The following is a 23,490-nucleotide window of genomic DNA, read 5'->3' on the forward strand; positions in this document are numbered from 1 at the left end:
CATTGCTTTTAAATGATATTAATAACCAAAGATATCTTCCAGGGAGAGTGTTTTCACCTCACCGATTTTTTTAAGATCGTCCATGTTGACTTTCTTACCGGAAGCCACCACACAGTATGTGTAAGGTTTGTGTGCGATGTTGGTATCATGAAATTTCTTCACATCATCGAATTTCATTTTATCAATAGACTCGTACACCTGTTTGCGGATGTCTGTGCTGAGGCCCAGTTTCTGCGCAGCCAGATAGCTGAAAACAATACCATCGTTAGTGATACGTTCTGTTTCGATGTCCTGCTTCATAGATTCCTTGGCGGTTTCCAGCAGTTTATCTGAACGTGGAATATCGTTCAGCAGATCGTTCATACCTTTAATCGCGTCATTCATTTTATCCGCCTGGCTGCCTACATAGGCAATCTGGGAATAACGTTCTCCCTTTTTATCCGGAGACACGAACATCGCGTAGGTAGAGTATGCCAGTGCCTTTGATTCGCGAATAGTCTGGAACACGATAGAGCCCATACCACCACCGAAATAGTTATTGAACAGGGAAATGATACCTGTATTGGCCGGATCATAAACTGATTCATTACCTACCCAGTTCACTTCTGTCTGCACCATATCGTAATCTGCAAACAGCACCTGATTGGCTGACTGGGAAGTTTTGTTGAATTTCACTGCAGCTGGCGCTTCCTTAAAGCTGGCAGGCAGCGTATGCAATTTTTGTACATCAGCTGCGGCAGTAGCCAGAGGCTGAGGACCGTAGTAGATCACCGTATGTTTGTAAGATGACAGCCCGTGCAGCAGTCCTGTCAGTTCTGTAGCGGTAACAGCATCCAGATCTGCCTGGCTCAACTGATTGTTGAACGGATTGTTAGCACCGTACATAGCATAGTTCACCACGCCTTTCATGATGGCAGACTTATTCAGTTTGGCATCTGAGCGGGATTTCTGTAACCGTCCTTTCAGCGCGGCCAGTGCCTGGTCATTCGGCTTGCAGTTGGTCAATATGTGTTCAAACAAAGAAACTGCTTTGTCAAAATTCTCCTGCAACCCACTGATAGTGATGGTCGTGTTTTCAGTAGAAGTGCTCACGCTGAAGTTGCACGCAATATTGTAAAACTCTTTGCTGATTTGTTCAGCAGTATACTTGTCTGTACCCAGGAATTGCAGGTATTGCGCTGCCAGGGCCAGTTTTTTGTTGTTCCAGGAGCCCAGATCAAAACGGTAGTACAAACGGAACAGGCCATTATCCTTGTTCTGCACGTACATCATGTTGGTAGCCCCAACCGGAGTAGTCTGAATATCTTTTTCATAATCCAGCCATTGTGGTTTCACCGGTGTAGCAGGGATAGCGGATACCTTCTGCAGGAAAGCGGATTGTGCTTCGCGGTTTACTTCCACCGGAGTGATCGAAGGTTTTTCTACTTTCTGGATGTTTTTATCCTCGCCCTTGCGTTTGTACACCGCCACATAGTTATTGGCGAGGTATTTATTAGCGTAGTCTTCGATCTGTTTTTTGGTGATCTTGCCCATGTCGTCTACATAAGACACATCATGTGACCAGTTGGTACCACGGCTTTTGATAAAAGCGTCCATGATGGAAGTAGCCCGGTTGTTGTTGCTTTCCAGGCCTTGCAGTTCAGCCAGTTTGGAGTTGTTCACGATCGCTTTTACCAGAGACTCGTCGAACGTTCCTTTTTTCAGGATGTCCAGCTGTCCGAGCAGGAGGCTTTTTACCTCATCCAGTGTTTGGCCCTGTTTGGCTTTACCGGACAAAATCAGGATGGAATAATCTTTCAGTCCCAGCACCTGGGCACCGGCACTCAGTGCTTTCTGTTGTTTGTTAAGGTTCAGGTCCAGCAGGCCGGCTTTACCATTCTGCAGGATGCTGGAGAGTACGCCCAGGACCAGGCTTGACTGGGTATCGAGTGCGCCGGGCAGACGGAAGGCAATATCGATGCTTTCAGCATCCGGGCCGAACACTTCCTTCACAACAGGAGCTTTGAAAGGCGCTTCCGGAGCGGGTTTATATTCTGCTACCGGTTTAGCTTTCATATAGCCGAACTGTTGGTCGATGGTTTTGATCACGTAGTCCGGATCAAAGTCACCCGCCATTACGATAGCCATATTATTAGGCACATAGTAAGTGTTGTAGAAATTCCGGATAGCCTTCAGGTTAGGGTTTTTCAGGTGTTCTACCGTACCGATGGTGGATTGCTGACCATAGTTGTGGGTAGGGAACAGGGCAGCCAGCATGGTTTCGTATACTTTACGGCCATCGTTGTCCAGTCCGCGGTTTTTTTCCTCATACACCGCTTCCAGTTCTGTGTGGAAGAGACGGAAAACGGGGTCGCGGAATCTTTCTGCCTGTACGGTCAGGTATTTATCGATCGCATTGGAGGGGATATCTTCCTCGTAAATGGTTTCTTCCACCCAGGTATGAGCGTTGGTGCCCTGGGCGCCCATGCCGGTCATCATTTTATCGTATTCGTTGGCGATCGCATATTTAGCAGCGATGCCGGATACGCTGTCGATTTGATGATACACCACTTTACGGGCCTCGGGAGCGGTGGTTTTATTGTATTTATCATACAGGCTCTCGATCTGGTCGATATAAGGCTTTTCCTTTGCCCAGTCGAGCGAGCCATACTGCTGGGTACCTTTAAAGAGCAGGTGTTCCAGGTAGTGGGCCAGGCCGGTATGATCTTTCGGGTCGTTGTTACTGCCGGCACGGGTACCAATCAGTGTCTGGATACGGGGTTCCTTTTTGTTGACACTTAAAATAACGGTGAGGCCATTTTTCAGGGTATAAAAACGGGCTTTCATGGGGTCATCCGTTACGTACCGGTAGGGATATCCACCGGAGGTAGCTTCTTTCCACTGAAATTTTCCCTGAGCCATGGCCGTTGGCAGACTTCCTGCAAACAACAACAGTGATACAGCTAGTTTACGCAGCTTCATAGAAATTTGTTAGGTTGGTTTGAAAATAGTTACCAAATATAACGGAAGGAAAAAAAATACAGCGGGCTCACAGAAGATAATTCTATGAGCGGTAACACAAGACAAGGTTCAACCGATTGAAAACCGGAAAGGGCTACAAGGTAATAAGGTTAATTATTCAATTAATTATCAAGGAGTTAGATTGCTCATCAAAAAGGTGGCCCGTTTTCCGATCACCAGGCTATTCCAGAGAGAATCCGCCTGGACGATGGCAGCACTATGTTTTCGGGCCACTGCCGGCCTTAGAGTTGGTTTATGAACGGCAGAAACCTGCCGGATGGTGGTGGAGACTACCTTTTGCGGCGCCGCAATGGGAATACGGCTGAAGGAAGGCATATCAACCGGAAGCTGGCCTTCACCAGATACAGCAGGAACCTTCACACCGAGTAGGCGATTATCACAGGAATGCACCCACGCAATACAGCCAATGCATGCGAGCAGGGCGACAAAAGAACGCATAGATAGAATTTTGGTCAGGTCAAAAAATTTAAAAACCGTTTAACCGCAACCCGATAGAAAACGGATATTGCTGTAATCCGTAATCATGCAAAGGCGTAAGGGCGAAGTTACCATACAGCTTCACTGGGCCATAACCCAGTTCGCTGGTAAGTCCGAAACGCCATTTATTAAGGTTGAAATCATCGGTTTTCCTCACTTTTCCTCTCTCCTCACTGATCTGTTTGGTTCTGGATTTGATCAGATATCCGCCAGAGACACCAACGCTCACCTGAAACGCACGATTAGGGCGAGCCGGGTTAGAATTAAAGTTTAGCATTACCGGGATCGATATATACTCTGCAAACAACTTATTTTTTGAAAATTCTACTGTATCTCTGATTATCCTGGTGATATAACCGGGTTGATAAGTAATATTCCGGGCATATCTGAAATTGTTCATTTCCAATCCCAAAGCATATAACAAGTTAAGTTTGTGTTTTGTTATATTAAGCCTTTGTTCAAACAACCAGATATTAAAATTGATCGATTTTCCGGTGATAAGTTTAAATTCTGCGGGGGTTAATGGTTCACTTCCTTCTCTTGGTGCAAAAGTGGCCAGTCCGACAGCGGAGTAGTCATAGGCTTTACCGGCAGGCATTGCGCCATTATAAAAGTTGGTAGTATTGGGGTAATAAGATATATAGCTGGCACCACCATACTCACTTCTGTCGATAAAATTGTTAAATCCGATATCGAAGACAAACCATCTGGTATGCAGGTTTTTCTTCAGCCGCGTGCGGGCGTAAGCGGTGTCACTATATATTTTGTAGGTATTGCGTCCTTTTTCGTTCTTCCCTTTGATCAGGATCAGTCCCTTGATCCAGAATGTGTCCGGAACAGGAGCTGCAGCCGGTGCTGCGGCAATATTGCCCTGATGGCTGGTGTCAACGTTTTGCCCCTGCACCCATCCTACACACAATACCAATATTAAACAGAGTAAAACTTTATGCTTCATAATTTATTTATTCCTTTTACGGGAGAAAAATTTAGCAACATTCGTCACCTTGTCCAGGATACGGCTATCACTTCCGCTGACGGACAGGATCAGTTCCCCTTTTACAGCAGCAGGAGCGGCGGCAGCCACCACAGGGGCGGATACTTTAGCAGGCGTGGCCGGCATATTGGCTGCGATAACGGTTTCCTTTACATGACCGGCCGCAGGTGCATTATCTGTTGGTGATAGAGCAGCCAGCGTCGTGTTCTGCAAGTGCTTTTCCACCACTTCATCTGAAGTATTGCGAGGTGATGGCAGGGTGGAAATTACCGGCACATCGGCTGGTACAGGGACTGCGGCTACGGTATTATTATTTTGTAACTGTTGGGGGACCGGGGCTGATTTCGCCGGGGCAGCGTCCTTCTTCCTGTTGGCGGTGCGGTTAACCGGTGTATGCGCCACTTCCGGTTGAGCAGGGGCTGCATAAGCTTCAGCCGGCGTTTCCGTTTTCGCCGGTGCAGGTACAGGCGCCGGTGTTGGTTGACTTACCAACGGTTTCATCGCCTCATGTGTGACGGCACCTGCAATAGGTTGACTATCATGGTGATTACCGGCCGGTAACAGCCAGATAAGCAGGCCTGTCAATACAGCGGCAGCGGTAGCACCCCACCAATAAGGCGCCAATCTGATGGTTTTACGGGAGCTGCGGTACAAGCTGGCTTTGTTTTCAAATACGATCGTATTATCTGGTTCCAGCTTAACCACTTGCAGCAGTGCCATTTCCTGATGGGCTTCCGGGTGTTCCTTCAGCCAGGATTTTAACCGGGCTGTTTCGTCGGCAGACAGTTCTCCATCTACATAACTCAACATCATTGATTCATAATCATCAACAATTGCTGCCGGGGCTTGACGGTACAAGGCTGCCTTCTGATCAAATATCACGTGCTCATCAGGTACCACACGGGCGCCTTTCAGCAGGTCCAGTTCCGCTCGCAGATGGGGATGTTTTTGCAGAAACTGTTCGAGCGCAGCTTGTTCAGCGTCGTTCAGTTCGTTATCCACATAACTGAGCAGGTAAGACTCGTAATTTGATATGTTGATCTCTACAGCCAAAAAGTTATTTATTATTAATCAATTAACAATTATAAAAATTTATATGACGTTTTCCATCTTTACAAGATAGTTTTTTAAATGTATCCTGGCTCGATGGAGGTAAACCTTTACCTGGGAAGGATTGAGCTGCATAATTTCGCCAATTTCCTCATAGCTGTAACCTTCATAATCTTTTAGCAGCACCAGCGACCGTTGCACCTCACTCAGATTAGCCAACGCTTTGGCAATCACTTCTTTAGCATTATTGATCTTGTGATCAGCCACTTTCATCTCATCCTTGAACTGGTCTACCAGTGTCACCCGCTTTGTCTTACGTACATGGTCGATCATATTATGGTACGCAACCGTAAACAGGTACGATTTTGCCTTTTCAAAAGGCACGTCCTGGCAGTGCTTCCACAATATTTCGAATGCGTTCTGTACTACGTCCCTGGCGTCTTCCGCGTGATCCAGATTTTTGATGATAAAGCGGAATATATTGTCCGAATACAGATCCACACATTTATTGTACTCCTTTTCCGTCATTCCGGTGGTGCGGGATTTTAGTGCTAAGTTCCGACTTTTACTTTAATACCTGTCATGGTCACTATCCAGCTTACCCACACCTAATTGGTCAGCAATACCGCTATTTTTCGATTTGCACAGCAGGAACAGCTTCTTTCAAACTGATCATCAACCCGTTACTTAATATATTATTTTTATATCTCTTTCACTCAGGTTAAATCTTCAATTTTCCACTACATGGCATCTTCAAGCATGATAGTATTATGACGGAATGCTGCTGGTAAATGTTACACCTCCGTCAAACTTTTTACCCCCGGAGCCGTTAACTGTGGATGCGACAGAGATTCGTAATACTTTTATCATCTATAACTTTGCAAAAGCGTTATTATCAAACATCGTACTTACTATGAATAAGAAGTTTACATCCCGCTTACGGGAAGAACTGGAAGAAATCAACAAAGCCGGCCTGTATAAGAGAGAGCGTATCATTACATCTGAGCAGGGAGCTGAAATACAGGTGGGCGGTAAGACTGTCATAAATTTTTGCGCCAATAACTATCTGGGACTGTCTTCTCATCCGGCTGTGGTCAAAGCGGCAAAAGACGCTATCGACACACATGGTTACGGTATGAGCAGTGTTCGTTTTATCTGCGGCACCCAGGATATTCACCGGGAACTGGAAGAAAAGATCGCCAAATTCCTGGGAACTGAAGACACCATCCTGTACGTAGCAGCTTTCGACGCCAATGGTGGCGTATTTGAGCCGCTGTTCGGCGAAGATGACGCCATCATCTCCGACGCCCTGAACCATGCTTCTATCATTGACGGTGTACGTTTGTGCAAAGCCAAACGTTTCCGTTATGAACACAACAATATGGCCGACCTGGAAGCCAAACTGAAAGAAGCCCAGGACTGCCGCAGCCGTATCATCGTTACTGACGGATCCTTCAGCATGGACGGCACTATTGCCCAGCTGGACAAAATCTGTGACCTGGCGGATAAATATGACGCCATCGTTATGTCTGACGAAAGCCACTCTTCCGGCTTCCTCGGCAAAACCGGTCGTGGTACCCACGAATACCGTAACGTCATGGGCCGGGTAGACATCATCACCGGTACGCTCGGTAAAGCATTGGGCGGCGCTTCCGGCGGTTTTACCAGCGGTCCGAAAGAAGTAATCGATATCCTGCGTCAGCGCAGCCGTCCTTACCTGTTCTCCAATTCCGTGGCTCCCAGCATCGTAGGCGCTTCCATCGCGGTTCTTGATATGCTGAGCGAAACCACCGAACTGCGTGACAAACTGGAGTACAATACTCAGTATTTCCGCACCAAAATGACCGAAGCTGGTTTCGACATCAAACCCGGCGATCACCCAATCGTGCCGGTGATGTTGTACGACGCCGTATTGAGCCAGCAAATGGCCGAAAAACTGCTGGCAGAAGGTATCTATGTGATCGGTTTCTTCTTCCCTGTAGTAGCTAAAGGCCAGGCCCGTATCCGTGTACAGCTCAGCGCCGCCCACGAACAGGCACATCTCGACAAAGCTATCGCCGCCTTCACCAAAGTGGGCAAGGAATTGGGCGTGATCAAATAATTTATGGGTTAGCAATAAGTCTATTGCAAAGCAGGGCAGCCATTTGAATAAGTAATTTTATTACAATTAATTATACATTGTAATATATCTTATTCAAATGGCTGTTTGCTTGTTGCCCCTAATCTTCTATTCCTAATCTAATCTTCCCTACTTTTGCACCTGATTATTTACTAAATCATGATACAGATGAAACGATTTGGCTGGATGTTGTTAGCACTATGCCTTTTCATGGCCGCCTGCGCACCGAATAATGTTAAGGAAGAAAAAGGCTGGGAGAAATATTTCGCCCAGTACAAGGTGGAAGGCACCTTTATGTTATTCAACAATGCACAGGGGACATTCAGAGTCTATAACCTGGACCGCGCCAAAGAACGTTTTCTGCCAGCTTCTACCTTCAAAATCTTCAACTCGCTGGTAGGCTTGCAGACCGGCGTGATCACCGATACCGGCATGGTTATTCCCTGGGATGGCGTTACCCGCAAATACCCTGCATGGAATCAGGACCTGAGCATGCAACAGGCCTTTAAAGTGTCTGCCGTTCCCTACTTCCAGGAAGTGGCACGTCGGATTGGCAAAACCAATATGCAGGCGTGGCTCGACTCCGTTAAATATGGCAACATGAAAATCAGCCGTATAGACACTTTCTGGCTGGATAACTCCCTGCAGATCTCTCCTGATGAAGAACTGGGCTTTGTTAAAAAACTGTATTTCGACCAACTTCCCTTCGCCAAAACCAATATGCAGACAGTACGTGACGTGATGCTGATGGAAAAAACACCTAAGTATGAACTGTCCTACAAAACCGGCTGGGGCACCAGCGGCGCTAAACAAATTGGCTGGATAGTAGGCTGGGTCGAGGAAAACAGGCACCCCTCCTTCTTTGTCCTGAACATAGAAACCGAAGATCCCAACTTTGACATGGTTAAAAGCCGAATGGATATTCTCCGTAATATCCTCACCGAGGCCGGCTATTTCAAAGGAGAAATGTAACCATTTGGTTATTAGGTTATTTAGATAATTTTATTTATTTGATTTACGGATTTTGGAATTTTTTGATTTTGAGATGTTGATTCTGACTGTTCTCGCAGCATATCAATTTCGAAATCAAAAAATTCCAAAATCCGTAAATCAAATAGCTAAATGATCAAATGCCCAAATGCTAAAATGCTAAAAAAAATATAAACCCCTCTTCCCGCTCTTGTAATACGTAACAAAAAAATTATTTTTGAGATCTTGCCAACCGCAAGCGATCTTAAAACTGCATATGTTACGTTTTCAGCATAGTGAATATTTGTGGGCACTGACGCTGTTATTGGTGTTGCAGCTGGCTTTCCTGGGTATATCCTGGTGGAAGCGCCGCTCCATACGCCGTATCGGTGATCCGGCCCTCGTAGAAAAACTGTTTGCCGGTTATTCCCGTAAACTGTTCGTATTCAAGTTTCTTTTGATTTTCCTCGCCTTTTTCTTTGGCGTGTTGGGACTTGCCAATCTTCAAAAAGGCAGCCGCATGGAAAAAATCACCCGGAAAGGAGTAGATGTGGTGATCGCGCTGGACGTGAGTAAGAGTATGCTGGCCAATGATATCCAGCCCGACAGGCTTACCCGCGCCAAACAGCTCATCAGCAAACTGATGGACAAACTTGACAACGACCGTGTGGGCCTCGTGGTATTTGCCGGCAATGCTTATCTGCAGATGCCGCTCACCATTGATTACTCTGCGGCCAAAATGTACCTGAGCACCGTGTCTCCGGATATGATCCCTACCCAGGGCACCGCCATCGGACAGGCTATCCAGGTGTCTGATGAAGCCTTCAATAAAAAAGAACGCAAACATAAAGCGCTGGTAGTCATTTCCGATGGGGAAGACCATGACGAAACAGCCCTACAGAAAACCCGCACCGCCTTTGATAACGGCGTGGTTACCAATACGATCGGTATCGGTTCCGTAGCCGGCTCCCCGCTTCCTGACCCGGAAACAGGCAGTTACAAAAAAGACCGTGAAGGTAATACCGTGATTTCCAAACTCAATGAAAATGAGCTGAAAGGAATCGCTGCTGCGGGGAAAGGCATCTATCAACATCTGGACAACAATACAGACGATGTAGTGAATACGCTGGTGAACAAGATCGACAGCATGGAGCAGAAAGAATTCGGCGAAAATGTATTCACAGACTATAACAGCTATTTTCAATATTTCCTGGGCATATGCCTGGCGTTACTACTGATTGAATTCTTCATTCCGGAAGTACGCCATCCGCGTGAGCCCCGGGAAAACGTAGTAGCTTAATTATCAACAGATCATGAACATTACTTTTATAAAACAGGGTTGCTTTATGGCTGCATTGCTGCTTACCGGCGTTACCGCGCTGGCGCAGAACGGCACCAACAAGTTTATCCGCAAAGGCAATGAACTGTATCAGAAGCAGCTGTTCAGCGATGCTGAAGCCAACTACAAAAAGGCGCTCGAACAAAACGGGCAGTCGGCCGTAGGCAGCTATAACCTGGGCAACTCCCTCTATCAACAGAAAAGATATGACGATGCCCGTACCCAGTATGCCAACAGCCTGAAGACGACGGACAACAGCCGCATCAAATCAGATGCAGACTATAACATCGGCAATACCTTTATGGAGTCTAAAAAGTGGGAAGAAAGTATCAAATCCTACAAGCAGGCCCTGAAAATAAATCCTGCCGATGAAGATGCCCGCTATAACCTCGCCTACGCACAGGCCATGCTGAAAAAACAACAGCAGGACAACAAAGACAATAAAGACAACAAGGATAAAAACAAAGACAAAAACAAGGATAAAAAGGACCAGAACAAAGATCAAAATAAAGATCAGAATAAAGATAAAGACAAGGACCAGCAGGATAAAGACAAGAAAGACCAGAACAAAGACCAGCAGAACAAAAACAAAGATCAGAACAAAGACAAAGACCAGCAGGAACAACAGAAACCGGAACCACAGCCCAGCAAGCTGAATAAACAGGAAGCGGAAAGACTGTTGCAGGCATTGTCCCAGGAAGAAAAGAAACTACAGGACAAAGCCAAGAAAGTGAAAGGACAACCGGTACCGGTGGAAAAAGACTGGTAATCTTCTTATATACTCAACAAAGGATAAAATCCGGCAGTACTGACGATACTGCCGGATTTTTTATATAAAAAAAACCGGAACAGGATTATTCCGGCCATTTTACCTAAACCTACAACAGTTACGCATGGTAACAGTACTCTTTAGTAATAAGGTAAGGGGAAGATGCCTGCCACCTGACTGGTTACTCTTTACCTAATTTCCAGCCTAACGGTCGTTGTATTCATCTTACGTTGCCGGCAAGCATCACCCCGAACTTTAAAACACACTTATTTTTAAGCAGCACGCCGTTGCGGCCGCCTGATATTCTTATTATCGCTGGCATTGACCAGAGGGTTCCCCACCCATCCGGTCCCCTGAATTGTTTGGGAGACGGGAAGACTTACAGCACAGTTAACACAATTTGGCATCCTAGCATGATTTCCTGTTTAACGTCAGCGGGTAAAACAATTCAATTCAATACACAAAACTAAGCGTGGGCGGGCCAATCTACTAGGACAATTCAGCTATTGACTTGTACTATTTGAACATAATGTCCCGGAAGTCCTGGGGAGAGATGCCAGCGTTGTTTTTAAAAAACCTGCTGAAATAGGCAGGATCTTCAAAACCAAGCTCATAGCAGATCTCTTTCACGCTTTTATGGCTGAAGGCCAGGTTCCGTTTTGCTTCCAGGATAATACGGTCATGCAACAGTTCCGTAACTGTGCGGCCAGTGGTTTCTTTCGTGATTTCATTGAGCCTTTTGGGGGTCAGCGCAAAGGCATTGGCATAAAAGGCCACCTGATGTTCGCGTGTATAGTGTTTTTCCAGCAGGCGGCGGAGCTGTACCACCCGGGAGTCGTGATGCAGTGGCCGCATGGTGTCGGTCGCATTGCGTTTTTTCTCCCTTTCTGCCAGCAGCAGGAAGGCATTGAGGTAGTGTTTGATGATACTGCGGCTGTTAGCTCCCGGAGCGCGGTGCTCCCGGTTCATCAGGTCCACAAGCCCCAGCAGTGACGGGGCCGTGTTTTCACCGATATAGATCGGGCCGTAGCCGTGCCAGTTATCAAAGAGATTGGAGAAGTCGTACAGGGTTTCCTTGTCGTGTTTGTTGGCAAAATAAAAGCGTTCTGTAAAAAAGATCACATGGCCTTCCCGCTCACAGTCCAGCTGATGTACCTGTCCGGGTCTCAGCAGGAACAACATATTGTCCTCCATTTCATACCACACAAAGTCGACCATATGGCGGCCTTTGGCTTTGGTAAACCATAAAACCTGGAAATGGTGGTGCCGGTGTGGCTGGTGAGTGAAATCCATAGCAGCCATCCCCAGTGGGGCAATGTTGAAATGTGATTTCATTGGCCATTCCTGATAGGGAATGTCCATGCTTTTATCATTCGACATAAGTGTCTCAAATTTAAACGAATGGCCTCCTTTTGGCAGCACCGTTCGTGGAATTTAATGTAGCTTTAAGGTGTGGGGCAATTGCCCCGCAGGTTTATTAACTTTGCACCTGCAGAAAACAAAAACGTATGCAGCTTTATTGCAACTCATTAACAGAATATAAGCGACTGGCCACACTGGAAGTAAAGGTAGGTGATCTTCTTATTGGCAATTTCCACCCTATCCGTATCCAGACCATGACCACCACCGATACCATGGACACGGCCGGCACAGTAGCCCAGGCCATCCGGTGTATCGAAGCAGGGGCCGAGCTGGTGCGCATTACCGCTCCCAGCAAAAAGGAAGCGGAAAACCTGCTGAACATCAAAAATGAACTTCGCCGCCAGGGTTATCATACCCCGCTGGTAGCAGATATACACTTTACCCCCAATGCTGCCGAAATAGCCGCCCGTATTGTGGAAAAGGTGAGGATCAACCCCGGTAACTATATCGACAAAAAGAAGTTTGAAACACTGGAATATACCGACGCCGAATACCTGGAGGAAATAGACCGTATCCGGGAGCGTTTCACCCCGCTGGTGAATATCTGTAAGGAACATGGTACCGCCATGCGTATTGGTACCAACCATGGCTCGCTCAGCGACCGTATCATGAGCCGCTACGGCGATACTCCCATGGGCATGGTGGAAAGCGCCATGGAATTTCTGCGCATTGCAGAAGACCTTCGGTTCCGCAATATTGTACTGAGCATGAAAGCCAGCAACCCACAAGTGATGGTACAGGCTTACCGCCTGCTGGTGCAAACCATGCAACAGGAGCTTGGCCACGCTTATCCGCTGCACCTCGGCGTTACAGAAGCCGGCGACGGAGAAGACGGCCGCATCAAGTCCGCCATCGGTATTGGTACCTTGCTGGAAGACGGTGTGGGTGATACCATCCGGGTATCCCTGACCGAAGATCCGGAATTTGAGCTGCCTGTATGCCGCGACATCGTGAAACGCTACAGTGGCAGCCGTACGGAAAAACAAGCTACTTCCCAGCCGCTGGGCACCCTTCCCTACTCCCCGTTCTCCTACAAACGCCGTGAAAGCACCGTGGTAGACAACACCGGCGACAAGCAGGTGCCCGTAGTAGTGGCAGACTACCGCAGCTCCGCCACCATACAGCCTTCAGGCCTTAACGCGATCGGCTATACGTATGATGAACCGTCTGACAAATGGAACATCGCCGATGCCGCCGCCGACTATATTTATACCGGCACACAGGTACCGTCTTTTGCCCTGCCCGGCACTTTACAGGTAGTGCTCGACGCCGACAAATGGCAGACGCTGGCCGACAAAACCGCGTATGTGCCATACTTTGGTACCCGCGCCTATTTGGATGCCATCACAGCAGGACAAACCGGTAAAAAGAATTTCGTGGCCGTTAACTGTGACGACCTCGATACTGCAGACATCCACGACTTGCTGACACAGCTGCGCCAGCCTGCTATCGCCGGCGCCACCATTCTGGCCGCCCATGCGACCGGCAGCAATGCCATGGCCAGTATCAGGAGGTTTTTCATCCTGCTGACAGCGCAGCAACTGATGGTACCGGTGGTTATCCACAGCGTCAGTCCGCAGACTACCGCAGATGAGCACCTGATCCATCATGCTACCGAAGCCGGCGCGCTGCTGCTGGACGGTTTCGGCGACGGCCTCTGGCTGACTAATCAGGACCAGGATACGGAACAAGCCGCTCTGTTGAACAATATTGCCTTTGGCATTTTGCAGGCCACCCGGACCCGCATCTCCAAAACGGAATATATCTCCTGCCCTTCCTGCGGCCGGACACTGTTTGACCTTCAGGAAACGACCGCACGCATCAGAGCGGTCACCCATCACCTCAAAGGCGTGAAAATCGCTATCATGGGCTGTATCGTAAATGGCCCGGGGGAAATGGCAGACGCTGATTTTGGCTATGTAGGCAGTGGTGTCGGTAAAATCACCCTTTACAGGGGCAAAGAGATCGTAAAACGTGGCTTGAACAGCGATGTGGCGGTAGACGAGCTGATCAGTCTCATCCGGGAAAACGGTATGTGGGTAGATAAGAACTAATTATTAAATATTGCTTAAAAATGCGGGTAGGAATGTGTTATCATCAATAAAAAAGCTTAATTTTTGGTAAAACATTTCTTATGAAAAAGTTGCTTACAGGTGTTCTGGCAATGTTCATGGGCTTAACTGTTGCCATGGCCCAGGCTCCTGCCACCACCACCCAAAAAGAAGCTAAAACCAAAGCTAAAACTGAGCAAAAGGCTGTCAAGAAAGAAGCCGAAAAGAAAGAAACAGCAGTTAAAAAAGAAGCAGGGCAACCGGCTCCTCAAGCTGCACCAGTAGCCAAAACAGAGCACGTTACTAAGAGCGGAGCTCCTGATAAGCGCTTTAAAGAAAACAAAGCCACTACTACAGCGCCGGCAACAACAGGACCGAAAAAGAAAGACGGTACTCCTGACATGCGCTACAAATCAAATAATCCAAGCGCAGGAAAGAAAAAATCCTGATTCATAACATCATCTTCCGATAAGGATTAAGCCGCCTCCAGGTGGTTTAATCCTTATTTTTTTACCTTTAGCCCCAACAACCAACAACTGCCCTCTAAAAACCTTACTTTTATTGCATGTTCGATTTCAGACTCAGGGTATTTCATACCGTTGCGAAGCGGCTCAGTTTCACCAAAGCCGCAGAAGAATTATATATCTCCCAACCAGCTGTCACCAAACATATTCACGAGTTGGAGCAACAACTGGGCATGGCCTTGTTTGAAAGGATCGGCAACCGTATCAAACTTACCCGTGCCGGCCAGCTGGTGATGCATCATGCTGAAATCATCTTTACCGATTACCGTAACCTGGAATATGAAATCAACCAACTGAAACACACGCAGGGCGGCCTGTTAGCTATCGGCGCCAGCACTACTATTGCACAATACCTGATCCCGCCGTTACTGGCCAAATTCAACCAGCGTTATCCCGATGTAAAAACATCCCTTACCAATGGCAACACGGAGCAGATAGAACAAGCCCTTTTTGAAAAAAGCATTCTGCTGGGCATCATAGAAGGCAGTTCCAAAAATCCGCTGTTGAAGTACGTAGAGTTTGCCCGGGATGAAATTGTGCTCATCGGGAATCCCAAACATACTTATGGCAACGGGGAACCGCTCACCGCCAGTGAATTACGGAACATTCCCCTGCTCATGCGGGAACACGGCTCCGGTACACTGGAAGTGATCACTGATGAACTGAAGCGCCTGAAGCTGAAAATCACCGACCTGAACGTGGCTATGTACATGGGCAGCACGGAGAGTATTAAATCTTACCTGCATCATTCTTCCTGTGCAGCGTTTATCTCTTTACAGGCAGTGCAAAGGGAAGTAGAGGCCGGTGAGTTTATAGTGCTTCCCATAAAAAATTTCAGGCTGATCAGAAAACTGCATTTCACTTACTTACAAGGTCTCCAGGACAAGCTCGCCCAACTTTTCATCAAGTTCGCGCGGCAGCACATCACAGAATAATTTATAGCAGAAAGTCTTTTTCCAACAACCGCCAACGGAGCATATTGTCCTGCATGCCCGTTTGCCGCATGCCCAGCCGTTGCAGCACTTTTCCGGAAGCAATGTTATCCACTTCACATTCCGCCTCGATACTCTTTACGAAAGGCTGCTGAAAGGCCCATGTGATCAATGCCGCAGCCGCTTCCCGCATATAGCCCTGGTTGCGGTGAGCAGGCAGCAGGGAGTAGCCGATTTCCACCATACCATTTTCATCAGGACGACCTTTAAAGCCGATGTCTCCTAATACAGTGTTATCTGTTGCGGACACAATGGCCCATAGTAGCCAGGGGAATGATTTGGGGTCGTGTTGTAATAATTCAATCAGGTGTGGCAATAGTTCCTTCAGTTCTGTCTGCGGCCATTCTGGCGGAATGGATGCATTCAGCAGGGCAACAGCCTGCGGGTCCTGCAGATAAATCGCTGTGATCAGCGGCAGGCGGCAAGGACATACCAATAAACGGGATGTAATCAGGGGTAACATATACGGATGGTTAAAGAAAAAATAACAAGGAACCGTTACGGTTTATGTAGTTGTAATTGCGCCATATCCAACTCTTCACCGGCCTTAAGCGCATGGATCTCCAGCCGTGCCTGGTCTTGTGTAAGCTCTTTCAACCGTTGGGGCGTTCCCGTAAGTGCAGGCATCGTACCATAATGACAGGGGATTACGTGTTTCACTTTCAGCAGCCGGATGGCAAAAGCCGCTTCAAGAGGGCCCATGGTGAATCGGTCACCTATCGGCAGGATGGCGATATCCGGCTCATAGATTTCTCCCAGCAGGGCCATGTCTCCGAAAACAGACGTATCACCGGAGTAGTAAACAGAGACGTCGTCGCTCATCCAGATAATGAATCCGTTGGCAGCGTGTGTATATCCGATTTTACCATCTGGCATCCATACCTGTGCAAAATGGAAGGCGTTGGTCATGGTGATTTTTGTTTGCAGGAAGGAGATGGTCCCTCCGGCGTTCATCTGTTCAAAGACATGTTCCGGTACGCCCTGTTCCTGCAGGAACAGCCGAACGATGGGGTTAGCGATCACTTTAGGTGAATGGGACCGGATCAGGTCAATGATTTTACTGTCGAGATGATCTCTGTGGCCGTGGGTGATCAGGATCAGGTCTATTTGTTCCGGGATGGTATAATCGGCCGGTAGGGCCGGATTGCCGGTAAACCAGGGGTCTACGAGAATGATATGGCCTTCCGGGGTGGTAAGTTGAAAACTGGCGTGTCCCAGGAACTTGATTTTCGAATGCTGCGTGCTCATAGTCATCTGGTTTTTTTACGTATCTAAATATACTATTATCTATGAACACCCATAAATGAAAAATCCTGCCCGATAATTACCAGGCAGGATGTATTTCGTATAAACGGGTAAAACTATTTCCGTTGTAAGGAGTAGATGATGGCAGCTGTTTTGCCTTCGAAGTTCACATTGGCTCTCCAGGTCATGGAGCTGCCGGCTTCAGTACATTCCATCAGGTAACCGTCTGCCACATTTTTAGCTTTCACACCGGAGTACAGTTTTTTGAAACCGAACATGGTCACATTTCCCTGTTTGCTGATGGTCCAGACAATTTTCTGGGTAGCGGGGCTGCAACCGTCTGCAGTGGAGGATAATGTATAGGAACCATTTGCATTATTGTCCGGCAGTACCCATTGGCTGCCGATGAAGCATTTAGCATTGGCCTCGTCAAAAACGGTTACTTTGGCATTTTCGGGGATACCTTCATAACGGATATCGGTAAGCACCCAGTTGCCTTTTACAGCGCCTTTGTTAATGTTGGTAGTTACGCCCTGTTTTGGAGAGCAGGAAGTACCCAGGATTGCGACCAGAGCCAGAAACAATGCTGCGAATGATAAATTTTTCATGGGAATAATAATTTGTATGTTTTAATGCCTTCTCTGCATTCAACAGCTGTGCTACAATAAGGTTTAAACAGCCTGAATACCGCGGCAAGTTCAGCATTTGCAAGAAACGTACCAAATGAATGTGCAAACGGTCAGTGGCCGGCTGGCAAAAGGGCTTCTGCCGGGGTTTTGAGCCTGATCAGCACTTCTTCCAGCTGATTGGTCCGTTTGTAGAGATACCATGTGCTGGCGGCCAGTGACATGGTCAGCACGCAAAGGGCGAGAAATGCACAACGCCACCAGATGCTGACGGTTATTTTACGGTTCCATCCGGGCCTGATATCAATGTAGACGGGTTCGTGCGGTGGTTGTTGTCCACCTCCATCGTTAGCGTGTTTGAAATAATATTCCTGATGTTTATACCGCCGGGCATCCTCCATGATCCTGTCTTTCAGCTGAACAGGCGGCGGTACGGCTTCAGCCATGATGTTATTTTCGATGCGAAGTTCAGCAGCGGCTATTTCCTGCTCAAGGATGGGGTGTAATCTTCTCATATACGTCAATTCCCTTTCCTGCTCAGGTGTGGCAAGGCCGAGTAAATAACGTTCAATTACTCCACTATCAATATAGTTTTTTAAGTCCAAAGCAATGATTTAAAAAACCGTATACCCATCAAACATGATTGATAAACAAAATATCTACGAACCGGCCCCACCGGTTGGATTGTAAAATTGAGAAAATAATTTTAATAAAGGATTGCCACAGGTTATATTATATATAAAAAATATTTGCTTTTCGCACATGTATAAGCACAGTAGCGGCAGCATGTTCCTCCTGTCTTTCTTTTTCCTGACGATATTTCAGGTAATAAAAGATGGCAAAAAAGAGAAAGATTTTGGACAGGATAAAAATAATGATGAAGAATATTTTCCACCAGCGATGTACGGAGATATGGCTTCCGTCTTTGGGCTGGATATTGATAAACGTATAATTGGACTGTGCATCAGCCTGTGCCCCGGCGTATTCCCAGCGAACTTTCTGTAGCACCCGTTTCCGTATTTCCACGGGAGGCAACACCGCTTCATCAAAGCAGGCCTTTTCCAGCCGGCGTTCCGCTAGTTCCACCTCTGTGTCCAGTTCAGGAAACAGTTTTCTCATATGCTCCAGTTCCTCCACTTCCGTTTCGGAAGCAAGGCCCAGCACATAAGACTCGATGATGCCGCTTTCGATATAAAATTTCAGTTCCAATGTTCTTTTAAGAATTTTCGGAAGGCTTTCATTGCTTCCCCCAGTATTTCATTTACCTGCCCTTCTGGTACACCCAGCATACGGGCTATAGTTGTGATTGATAATCCTTTAAAATAACTCAGCCTGAACACCTGCTGTTCTGAAGCCGGCAGAATGGTATAAAACTGCTGCAGGATACCTTCTTCTTTCTTCATCAGTTCTGTCCCTGTGAGCGCCGTTTCAGGGATGGCTTCCTTGATAGCCAGTTCCCTCGTTTTCCGTAATAACCAGGCAAATAAAGTGCGGAAGCCTGAAGAGTGGAACGCATTAATATGTTGAAATGCCCACGCAAAAACCTTTACTATAATATCGTTGGCCCTATCTTTTATAGGCACCAGTTGTAGCACAACCCCATACAGTGCACCGGCGTAACGGTCATATAACAGCTCTTTTGCTGCAGGATCACCCAACGCCAGCCGTTCTATAAGCATTTGCTCACTTATATGTGTCAGATCTCTCCGCAAACAGTTGTGCTTACATTTATAAGTTCGCTAATTTATGAAAATATATGAATTGATCCGCCTGCGAGTTATTCACACACAGAGCTGAAATGGACAATTTTCTACAACATCATCTTATACAACCAGTAAGGCTGTCCGAATATCGGCGGCAGTTCTCTTATCAGCGAAAAGCCCAGCTCATCATACATTTTGCGGGCGGCCGGCATCATCGTGCTGGTATGAAGCCCCAGTATTTTTTCACCGGAACGCCGGGCCTCTTCAATAGCAATCTCCATTAACCGGCGTCCAATGCCCATCCGGCGGAAAGCAGGGTCCACTCCCAAACGGCGGATATAAGCCCATTCTGCCGGATAGATAGCCGTAGCCTGACCGGAAGGCACCATAAAAACCACGCCTACCAAACGATCGCCGGAACGGCATACATACGTGTCTGCCTGTTTCATCAATGCAGCCAGCTTATCTATATCCGACTGGTTTTTATGCATGGTATGCCAGTGCTCCGGTTCCAGTATGGCTGCAAATTCACCATAACTTAACATTGAGAGGTCCCGTATGGCAACTACATCTGCCGGGATAGCCATTTCATAAACAAGGGTGTCCATTTGTTTTCTTTCAGTGTTTGGTTATCCAACAAATAAGCATGGCCGGTTGTTGGATAAAACAGCGGCATATAAAAATACAACATGATATTACTCATAAATAATCTATCAAACGCTCGATAAATTTGCTCAAACAACACCAACGAGAATGTCTTATACCACTATCCAGGATGCCATACAGCTGATCCAGTCAGGCCATACCGTTTTTATTCATACCGCAGCAGCCACTCCCCGGGAGCTGGTCAATGCCATGTCCAACCGCAGCAGTGAACTGAAAAATGTCCGGCTCGTGAGCATCCATACCGAATGGGACGCTCCCTACGCCTCCCCTGAACATTCCCATGCATTTGAAATCGATACTTTCTTTGTCGGTAAAAATATCCGTCAGGCAGTGAATGAAGGAAGGGCCAACTACATTCCGATGTTTCTCAGCGAAGTACCACGGTACTTCCGTACCCTTGAACCGGCCATCGATGTAGCGCTGATCACCGTATCTCCGCCGGACAAAAACGGCTACTGCACCCTTGGCGTATCCTGCGATGTATCCAAGGCCGCTATTGATACTGCGCGTATCATTATAGCAGAAGTGAACGCCAATATGCCCCGTGTGCTGGGTGACGGCGTGATCCACATTTCCCGTATCACCGCAGCTGTAGCAGCTGATTATCCCATTTATGCACAGGCCGTACGCCCGCCCAGTGGCGCGGAACTGGCCATTGGAGAGCATGTGGCCTCCCTGATAGAAGACAGGGCCACCCTGCAAATGGGTATCGGCGGTATCCCCAATGCCGTGCTGCAATGCCTGCACAGCCATAAGGACCTGGGCATCCATACAGAAATGTTTTCCGATGGTATTATCGATCTCGTGGAAAAAGGTATTATCACCAACCGGTATAAAGCCATCCATCCGGGCCTGATGGTATCCAGCTTTGCCATGGGAAGCCGCCGGCTGTATGACTTTATGGACAACAATCTTATCATCCGCCTGATGGACGTGGAATACGTCAATAACCCCACGACTATACGTAAAAACCCAAAGGTCACTGCCATTAACAGTGCCATAGAAATCGATATCTTTGGGCAGGTATGCGCCGATTCTATCGGATTCCGGCAATACAGCGGCGTAGGCGGCCAGATGGATTTCATGCGGGGCGCGGCCCTGTCTGCCGGCGGCAAACCCATTATCGCCATTCCATCTGTAACCGCTAAAGGTATTTCCCGTATTGTATCCCGGCTCCAGCCTGGCGCCAGTGTTGTGACCACACGCGCCCATGTACATTATGTGGTAACGGAATATGGTATCGCGCACCTGCTGGGGAAAAACCTGAAACAACGTGCGCAGGCGCTTATCAATATTGCACATCCCGATCATCGGGAGCAATTGCAAAAAGACGCCTTTGATATATTCAAGGTGTTCTGACACAGATAACTATCAGGATTAAAAGGAGGGCCTATGAAAATCTTGTTATGGGGAATATTCATTTGTCTCAGCACGCTGCCTATCCAGGCACAGATCACCCAGAATGCCACCAGACAGCTACGTATACGTGAAGAAGATGACTTCTTCAATGTATGGGGAAGGGGAACAGACCGGGGCTACAGCAACGGCACCGCTATCGGTTACGTATATATGAAGAAGAAAAAATCCACTTTCATAGACAAATGGATTTTCCCAAAGGCCGGCCCCTACGCTGTTAATGTCTTTGAGTGGGAGCTGATGCAGATCATGATAACCCCCGATCAGATCGCAGACTCCGCCTTCAATCCCGGTGATTTCTATTATGCGGGCGCACTCTTTGCTACCCATGGTCTCACGTCTTATAATCCGGCAAAAAAATACCTTATCCACTCCGAATTGGTATTCGGTGTACTGGGCCCCTGGGCAGGGGGTGAACAGGCCCAGCGCTTCGTCCACCGGCTTATTCACTACCAGGAACCGGAAGGATGGGGCAATCAGGTCCCCAACGCTCCACTTCTGAACTACAATGCCTATTTCGAAAAAATGTTGTGGAACCCTGTCAAAAACGTGGAGGCCCTTGGTGGCATCCAGGCCCAGGCCGGCACGATGATGACTTCCCTGGGCGCATGGGTTTACGGACGCTATGGGCTGATCAATCCTTACTTCGGCGCACTGGACCTGAATACTTCCGCCCGCCGCAAGTTTCAACTATACATATTTGCCCGGCCACGTTTTGCGATGAACCTGTTCAACGCCCTGCTGCAAGGCGGCATTTTCAAGTCTACCGACACCAATTTTGAGGAGCTTACCAACCAACAGACATCGCATATGCGCCGGTTCACCATTGGTATGGATTACGGCATTGGTGTAGGCATTGGCCGCACCAGCATCCGTTACACCCAACAAACGGCCACCGCGTGGATGAGCGGCACTGGTAAACACTCTGTCGGTAGTATTACCTTGTTAATTCCCCTTTCCAAGGCAACCTATTTCCCGCAATGATGTTATCTTACTAAAAAAGAAAAACACATGAACAGCCGTCTGTCTTTTTCCGCAGCCATCCTCCTGTTGCTGGCCTCTTGCGGGAGCGCCACCCGTAATAATGCCGCCGATAGTGTCGCTGTTAATGACACCGCACTGAATGTACATGCCGACAACGGCAGCAGTCTCGATGTACGGCCCCTGAATGGCTATTTTGTTAAAAACACGATCCAGGTGAACGACAGCCTTACCTTCTGGCTGATTGACAATCCTGCCACTTTCGACAGTCTCTTTGGCGTCGCCAAAACCATGAACAACAAAATTGACCGTCCCGATTTTGGTACTCAGGTAGTTGTTGCCGCCACCATGCCATCCACTTTCTATGGCACACAGATACAGCTGGCATCCGCCACCGCAGACGATCTGACCAACAATGCCGAAATGCATTTCGTAGCGGCCGGGCAGGCAGAGAAAAATTCTTACAGCATTACACCGCTATGGATGGGCAGTATTCCCAAAACAGGTCGGACCAATATTAAAGTGTATACCGGCGATCAGCTTACCGCCACCCTGACCACCAAAGAATAACAGTTACCTGAAAAGCTCCTGTACCACGCGGTACCGGTAAGCAAAAATATGCTCCAGCTGACGCCGTACAAACAACGTGTGCGCCAGACGGCCCAGCCATCCCAGTGGCAGGCGGTAATGTACCGTATCGGTCATCTCCACTCCTCCCGGCACTTCCCTGAAGTGGTGCTGATGATGCCATAACCGGTAAGGTCCGACGCGTTGTTCGTCCACAAAATAATCCCCTTCCCGTACGTGCGTGATTTCCGTCATCCATTCCAGGGGAATGCCCGCCAATGGAGAGATAGTATAGGTGATGATCTGACCCGGATATGCTTTTCTTTCATCCGGTGGTGAAGTAACCCGGAACCGTATATCGGGCGGTGTGATCCTGGCGAGATTGTTGGGATTGGAAAAAAAATCCCACACCTCCTGTAGCGGGGCTGGTATAAACTGGGTGCGTTGCAGCAAAAAAATACTGGCCATACAATAAAGGTACACCATTGATGCCCACCCCTGCAAACGGTCAAAAGAAAAGCGCAGCTTTCCGCCGTTTTCGTAAGTTTGCAACATATTT

At 47.8% G+C, this 23,490-nt stretch carries 24 protein-coding genes; 10 read left to right on the forward strand and 14 right to left on the reverse strand.

Annotated features, from left to right (window positions below):
- Nucleotides 1-18: 18 nt before the first annotated feature.
- The 5 genes from HHL17_RS02200 to HHL17_RS02220 all read right to left on the reverse strand — a co-directional run bounded on the left by HHL17_RS02200 (nt 19) and on the right by HHL17_RS02220 (nt 6,070).
- The gene (locus HHL17_RS02200) at nt 19-2,961 is read right to left on the reverse strand and encodes a M16 family metallopeptidase (RefSeq protein ID WP_169223162.1); all 2,943 of its coding nucleotides are present in this window, start codon (nt 2,959-2,961) and stop codon (nt 19-21) included.
- A 168-nt stretch (nt 2,962-3,129) separates the two neighbouring features.
- Nucleotides 3,130-3,459, reverse strand: coding sequence for a hypothetical protein (locus HHL17_RS02205; RefSeq protein ID WP_169223163.1), 330 nt, complete (start codon nt 3,457-3,459; stop codon nt 3,130-3,132).
- A gap of 28 nt (nt 3,460-3,487) precedes the next feature.
- A complete protein-coding gene (locus tag HHL17_RS02210; protein WP_169223164.1) occupies nt 3,488-4,453 on the reverse strand; it encodes an outer membrane beta-barrel protein in 966 nt (321 codons plus the stop codon).
- Nucleotides 4,454-4,456: 3 nt separating this feature from the next.
- Nucleotides 4,457-5,545 (reverse strand): hypothetical protein, encoded by a 1,089-nt coding sequence (locus tag HHL17_RS02215; protein WP_169223165.1) that lies wholly within the window; start codon nt 5,543-5,545, stop codon nt 4,457-4,459.
- Nucleotides 5,546-5,584: 39 nt separating this feature from the next.
- Nucleotides 5,585-6,070, reverse strand: coding sequence for an RNA polymerase sigma factor (locus tag HHL17_RS02220; protein WP_169223166.1), 486 nt, complete (start codon nt 6,068-6,070; stop codon nt 5,585-5,587).
- 385 nt (nt 6,071-6,455) lie between these two features.
- Here HHL17_RS02220 and kbl point away from each other — a divergent pair, with 385 nt between their 5' ends.
- From kbl to HHL17_RS02240, 4 genes are all read left to right on the forward strand, one after another.
- Nucleotides 6,456-7,643 (forward strand): glycine C-acetyltransferase, encoded by a 1,188-nt coding sequence (kbl, locus tag HHL17_RS02225; protein WP_169223167.1) that lies wholly within the window; start codon nt 6,456-6,458, stop codon nt 7,641-7,643.
- Nucleotides 7,644-7,829: 186 nt separating this feature from the next.
- The gene (gene blaOXA / locus HHL17_RS02230; RefSeq protein ID WP_169223168.1) at nt 7,830-8,633 is read left to right on the forward strand and encodes a class D beta-lactamase; all 804 of its coding nucleotides are present in this window, start codon (nt 7,830-7,832) and stop codon (nt 8,631-8,633) included.
- Nucleotides 8,634-8,907: 274 nt separating this feature from the next.
- Complete coding sequence (locus HHL17_RS02235; protein ID WP_169223169.1) at nt 8,908-9,930, forward strand: VWA domain-containing protein; 1,023 nt, start codon at nt 8,908-8,910, stop codon at nt 9,928-9,930.
- 46 nt (nt 9,931-9,976) lie between these two features.
- Entirely contained in the window at nt 9,977-10,738 is a 762-nt protein-coding gene (locus HHL17_RS02240; protein WP_169223170.1) for a tetratricopeptide repeat protein, read from the forward strand.
- A 516-nt stretch (nt 10,739-11,254) separates the two neighbouring features.
- On the opposite strand, the gene HHL17_RS02245 is transcribed toward HHL17_RS02240, so the two are convergent.
- Complete coding sequence (locus tag HHL17_RS02245; protein ID WP_169223171.1) at nt 11,255-12,118, reverse strand: helix-turn-helix domain-containing protein; 864 nt, start codon at nt 12,116-12,118, stop codon at nt 11,255-11,257.
- Between the two features lie 128 nt (nt 12,119-12,246).
- On the opposite strand from HHL17_RS02245, the gene ispG reads away from it, so the two are divergent.
- From ispG to HHL17_RS02260, 3 genes are all read left to right on the forward strand, one after another.
- Nucleotides 12,247-14,214, forward strand: a complete 1,968-nt coding sequence (gene ispG, locus HHL17_RS02250; RefSeq protein ID WP_169223172.1) for a (E)-4-hydroxy-3-methylbut-2-enyl-diphosphate synthase — start codon at nt 12,247-12,249, stop codon at nt 14,212-14,214.
- A gap of 80 nt (nt 14,215-14,294) precedes the next feature.
- Complete coding sequence (locus tag HHL17_RS33340; RefSeq protein ID WP_206155894.1) at nt 14,295-14,660, forward strand: hypothetical protein; 366 nt, start codon at nt 14,295-14,297, stop codon at nt 14,658-14,660.
- 116 nt (nt 14,661-14,776) lie between these two features.
- Nucleotides 14,777-15,670: a LysR substrate-binding domain-containing protein gene (locus HHL17_RS02260; RefSeq protein ID WP_169223173.1), complete on the forward strand. Its 894-nt coding sequence runs from the start codon at nt 14,777-14,779 to the stop codon at nt 15,668-15,670.
- 1 nt (nt 15,671) lies between these two features.
- Here HHL17_RS02260 and HHL17_RS02265 read toward each other — a convergent pair whose 3' ends face one another.
- The 7 genes from HHL17_RS02265 to HHL17_RS02295 all read right to left on the reverse strand — a co-directional run bounded on the left by HHL17_RS02265 (nt 15,672) and on the right by HHL17_RS02295 (nt 19,909).
- A complete protein-coding gene (locus tag HHL17_RS02265; protein ID WP_169223174.1) occupies nt 15,672-16,190 on the reverse strand; it encodes a GNAT family N-acetyltransferase in 519 nt (172 codons plus the stop codon).
- Between the two features lie 35 nt (nt 16,191-16,225).
- The gene (locus HHL17_RS02270) at nt 16,226-16,975 is read right to left on the reverse strand and encodes a metal-dependent hydrolase (RefSeq protein ID WP_169223175.1); all 750 of its coding nucleotides are present in this window, start codon (nt 16,973-16,975) and stop codon (nt 16,226-16,228) included.
- 113 nt (nt 16,976-17,088) lie between these two features.
- Nucleotides 17,089-17,580, reverse strand: a complete 492-nt coding sequence (locus HHL17_RS02275) for a lipocalin family protein (protein ID WP_169223176.1) — start codon at nt 17,578-17,580, stop codon at nt 17,089-17,091.
- A gap of 131 nt (nt 17,581-17,711) precedes the next feature.
- Entirely contained in the window at nt 17,712-18,113 is a 402-nt protein-coding gene (locus HHL17_RS02280) for a hypothetical protein (RefSeq protein WP_169223177.1), read from the reverse strand.
- Nucleotides 18,114-18,330: 217 nt separating this feature from the next.
- The gene (locus tag HHL17_RS02285; protein WP_169223178.1) at nt 18,331-18,807 is read right to left on the reverse strand and encodes a hypothetical protein; all 477 of its coding nucleotides are present in this window, start codon (nt 18,805-18,807) and stop codon (nt 18,331-18,333) included.
- A complete protein-coding gene (locus HHL17_RS02290) occupies nt 18,798-19,277 on the reverse strand; it encodes an RNA polymerase sigma factor (RefSeq protein ID WP_169223179.1) in 480 nt (159 codons plus the stop codon). The genes HHL17_RS02285 and HHL17_RS02290 overlap by 10 nt, the downstream gene beginning before the upstream one ends.
- A gap of 131 nt (nt 19,278-19,408) precedes the next feature.
- Nucleotides 19,409-19,909 carry a GNAT family N-acetyltransferase gene (locus HHL17_RS02295; protein ID WP_169223180.1) on the reverse strand — a complete coding sequence of 167 codons (501 nt, stop codon included), beginning with the start codon at nt 19,907-19,909 and terminating at the stop codon, nt 19,409-19,411.
- Nucleotides 19,910-20,054: 145 nt separating this feature from the next.
- On the opposite strand from HHL17_RS02295, the gene HHL17_RS02300 reads away from it, so the two are divergent.
- From HHL17_RS02300 to HHL17_RS02310, 3 genes are read left to right on the forward strand one after another with little or no spacing between them, the layout of a single operon-like run.
- Nucleotides 20,055-21,326 (forward strand): acetyl-CoA hydrolase/transferase family protein, encoded by a 1,272-nt coding sequence (locus HHL17_RS02300; protein ID WP_169223181.1) that lies wholly within the window; start codon nt 20,055-20,057, stop codon nt 21,324-21,326.
- Nucleotides 21,327-21,359: 33 nt separating this feature from the next.
- Nucleotides 21,360-22,367, forward strand: a complete 1,008-nt coding sequence (locus HHL17_RS02305; RefSeq protein ID WP_169223182.1) for a lipid A deacylase LpxR family protein — start codon at nt 21,360-21,362, stop codon at nt 22,365-22,367.
- Nucleotides 22,368-22,394: 27 nt separating this feature from the next.
- Nucleotides 22,395-22,934 (forward strand): hypothetical protein, encoded by a 540-nt coding sequence (locus HHL17_RS02310; protein WP_169223183.1) that lies wholly within the window; start codon nt 22,395-22,397, stop codon nt 22,932-22,934.
- Between the two features lie 3 nt (nt 22,935-22,937).
- Here the strand turns inward: HHL17_RS02310 and HHL17_RS02315 are convergent, their stop codons facing one another.
- The gene (locus HHL17_RS02315; RefSeq protein ID WP_240975071.1) at nt 22,938-23,486 is read right to left on the reverse strand and encodes an SRPBCC family protein; all 549 of its coding nucleotides are present in this window, start codon (nt 23,484-23,486) and stop codon (nt 22,938-22,940) included.
- Between the last annotated feature and the right edge of the window lie 4 nt (nt 23,487-23,490).

Origin of the sequence: Chitinophaga fulva (genome assembly GCF_012927205.1) — a bacterium.
GTDB lineage: Bacteria > Bacteroidota > Bacteroidia > Chitinophagales > Chitinophagaceae > Chitinophaga > Chitinophaga fulva.

Bases quoted from the DNA above. Each gene is read 5' to 3' on its own strand.
- HHL17_RS02295 (WP_169223180.1), bottom strand. From the start codon at position 19,909: ATGGACACCCTTGTTTATGAAATGGCTATCCCGGCAGATGTAGTTGCC.
- HHL17_RS02205 (WP_169223163.1), bottom strand. From the start codon at position 3,459: ATGCGTTCTTTTGTCGCCCTGCTCGCATGCATTGGCTGTATTGCGTGG.
- HHL17_RS02305 (WP_169223182.1), top strand. From the start codon at position 21,360: ATGAAAATCTTGTTATGGGGAATATTCATTTGTCTCAGCACGCTGCCT.
- HHL17_RS02265 (WP_169223174.1), bottom strand. From the start codon at position 16,190: ATGTTACCCCTGATTACATCCCGTTTATTGGTATGTCCTTGCCGCCTG.
- blaOXA (WP_169223168.1), top strand. From the start codon at position 7,830: ATGAAACGATTTGGCTGGATGTTGTTAGCACTATGCCTTTTCATGGCC.
- HHL17_RS02280 (WP_169223177.1), bottom strand. From the start codon at position 18,113: ATGAGAAGATTACACCCCATCCTTGAGCAGGAAATAGCCGCTGCTGAA.
- HHL17_RS02240 (WP_169223170.1), top strand. From the start codon at position 9,977: ATGGCTGCATTGCTGCTTACCGGCGTTACCGCGCTGGCGCAGAACGGC.
- kbl (WP_169223167.1), top strand. From the start codon at position 6,456: ATGAATAAGAAGTTTACATCCCGCTTACGGGAAGAACTGGAAGAAATC.
- HHL17_RS02245 (WP_169223171.1), bottom strand. From the start codon at position 12,118: ATGTCGAATGATAAAAGCATGGACATTCCCTATCAGGAATGGCCAATG.
- ispG (WP_169223172.1), top strand. From the start codon at position 12,247: ATGCAGCTTTATTGCAACTCATTAACAGAATATAAGCGACTGGCCACA.
- HHL17_RS02300 (WP_169223181.1), top strand. From the start codon at position 20,055: ATGTCTTATACCACTATCCAGGATGCCATACAGCTGATCCAGTCAGGC.
- HHL17_RS02235 (WP_169223169.1), top strand. From the start codon at position 8,908: ATGTTACGTTTTCAGCATAGTGAATATTTGTGGGCACTGACGCTGTTA.
- HHL17_RS02260 (WP_169223173.1), top strand. From the start codon at position 14,777: ATGTTCGATTTCAGACTCAGGGTATTTCATACCGTTGCGAAGCGGCTC.
- HHL17_RS02270 (WP_169223175.1), bottom strand. From the start codon at position 16,975: ATGAGCACGCAGCATTCGAAAATCAAGTTCCTGGGACACGCCAGTTTT.
- HHL17_RS02290 (WP_169223179.1), bottom strand. From the start codon at position 19,277: ATGCTTATAGAACGGCTGGCGTTGGGTGATCCTGCAGCAAAAGAGCTG.
- HHL17_RS33340 (WP_206155894.1), top strand. From the start codon at position 14,295: ATGAAAAAGTTGCTTACAGGTGTTCTGGCAATGTTCATGGGCTTAACT.
- HHL17_RS02210 (WP_169223164.1), bottom strand. From the start codon at position 4,453: ATGAAGCATAAAGTTTTACTCTGTTTAATATTGGTATTGTGTGTAGGA.
- HHL17_RS02310 (WP_169223183.1), top strand. From the start codon at position 22,395: ATGAACAGCCGTCTGTCTTTTTCCGCAGCCATCCTCCTGTTGCTGGCC.
- HHL17_RS02220 (WP_169223166.1), bottom strand. From the start codon at position 6,070: ATGACGGAAAAGGAGTACAATAAATGTGTGGATCTGTATTCGGACAAT.
- HHL17_RS02200 (WP_169223162.1), bottom strand. From the start codon at position 2,961: ATGAAGCTGCGTAAACTAGCTGTATCACTGTTGTTGTTTGCAGGAAGT.
- HHL17_RS02275 (WP_169223176.1), bottom strand. From the start codon at position 17,580: ATGAAAAATTTATCATTCGCAGCATTGTTTCTGGCTCTGGTCGCAATC.
- HHL17_RS02315 (WP_240975071.1), bottom strand. From the start codon at position 23,486: ATGTTGCAAACTTACGAAAACGGCGGAAAGCTGCGCTTTTCTTTTGAC.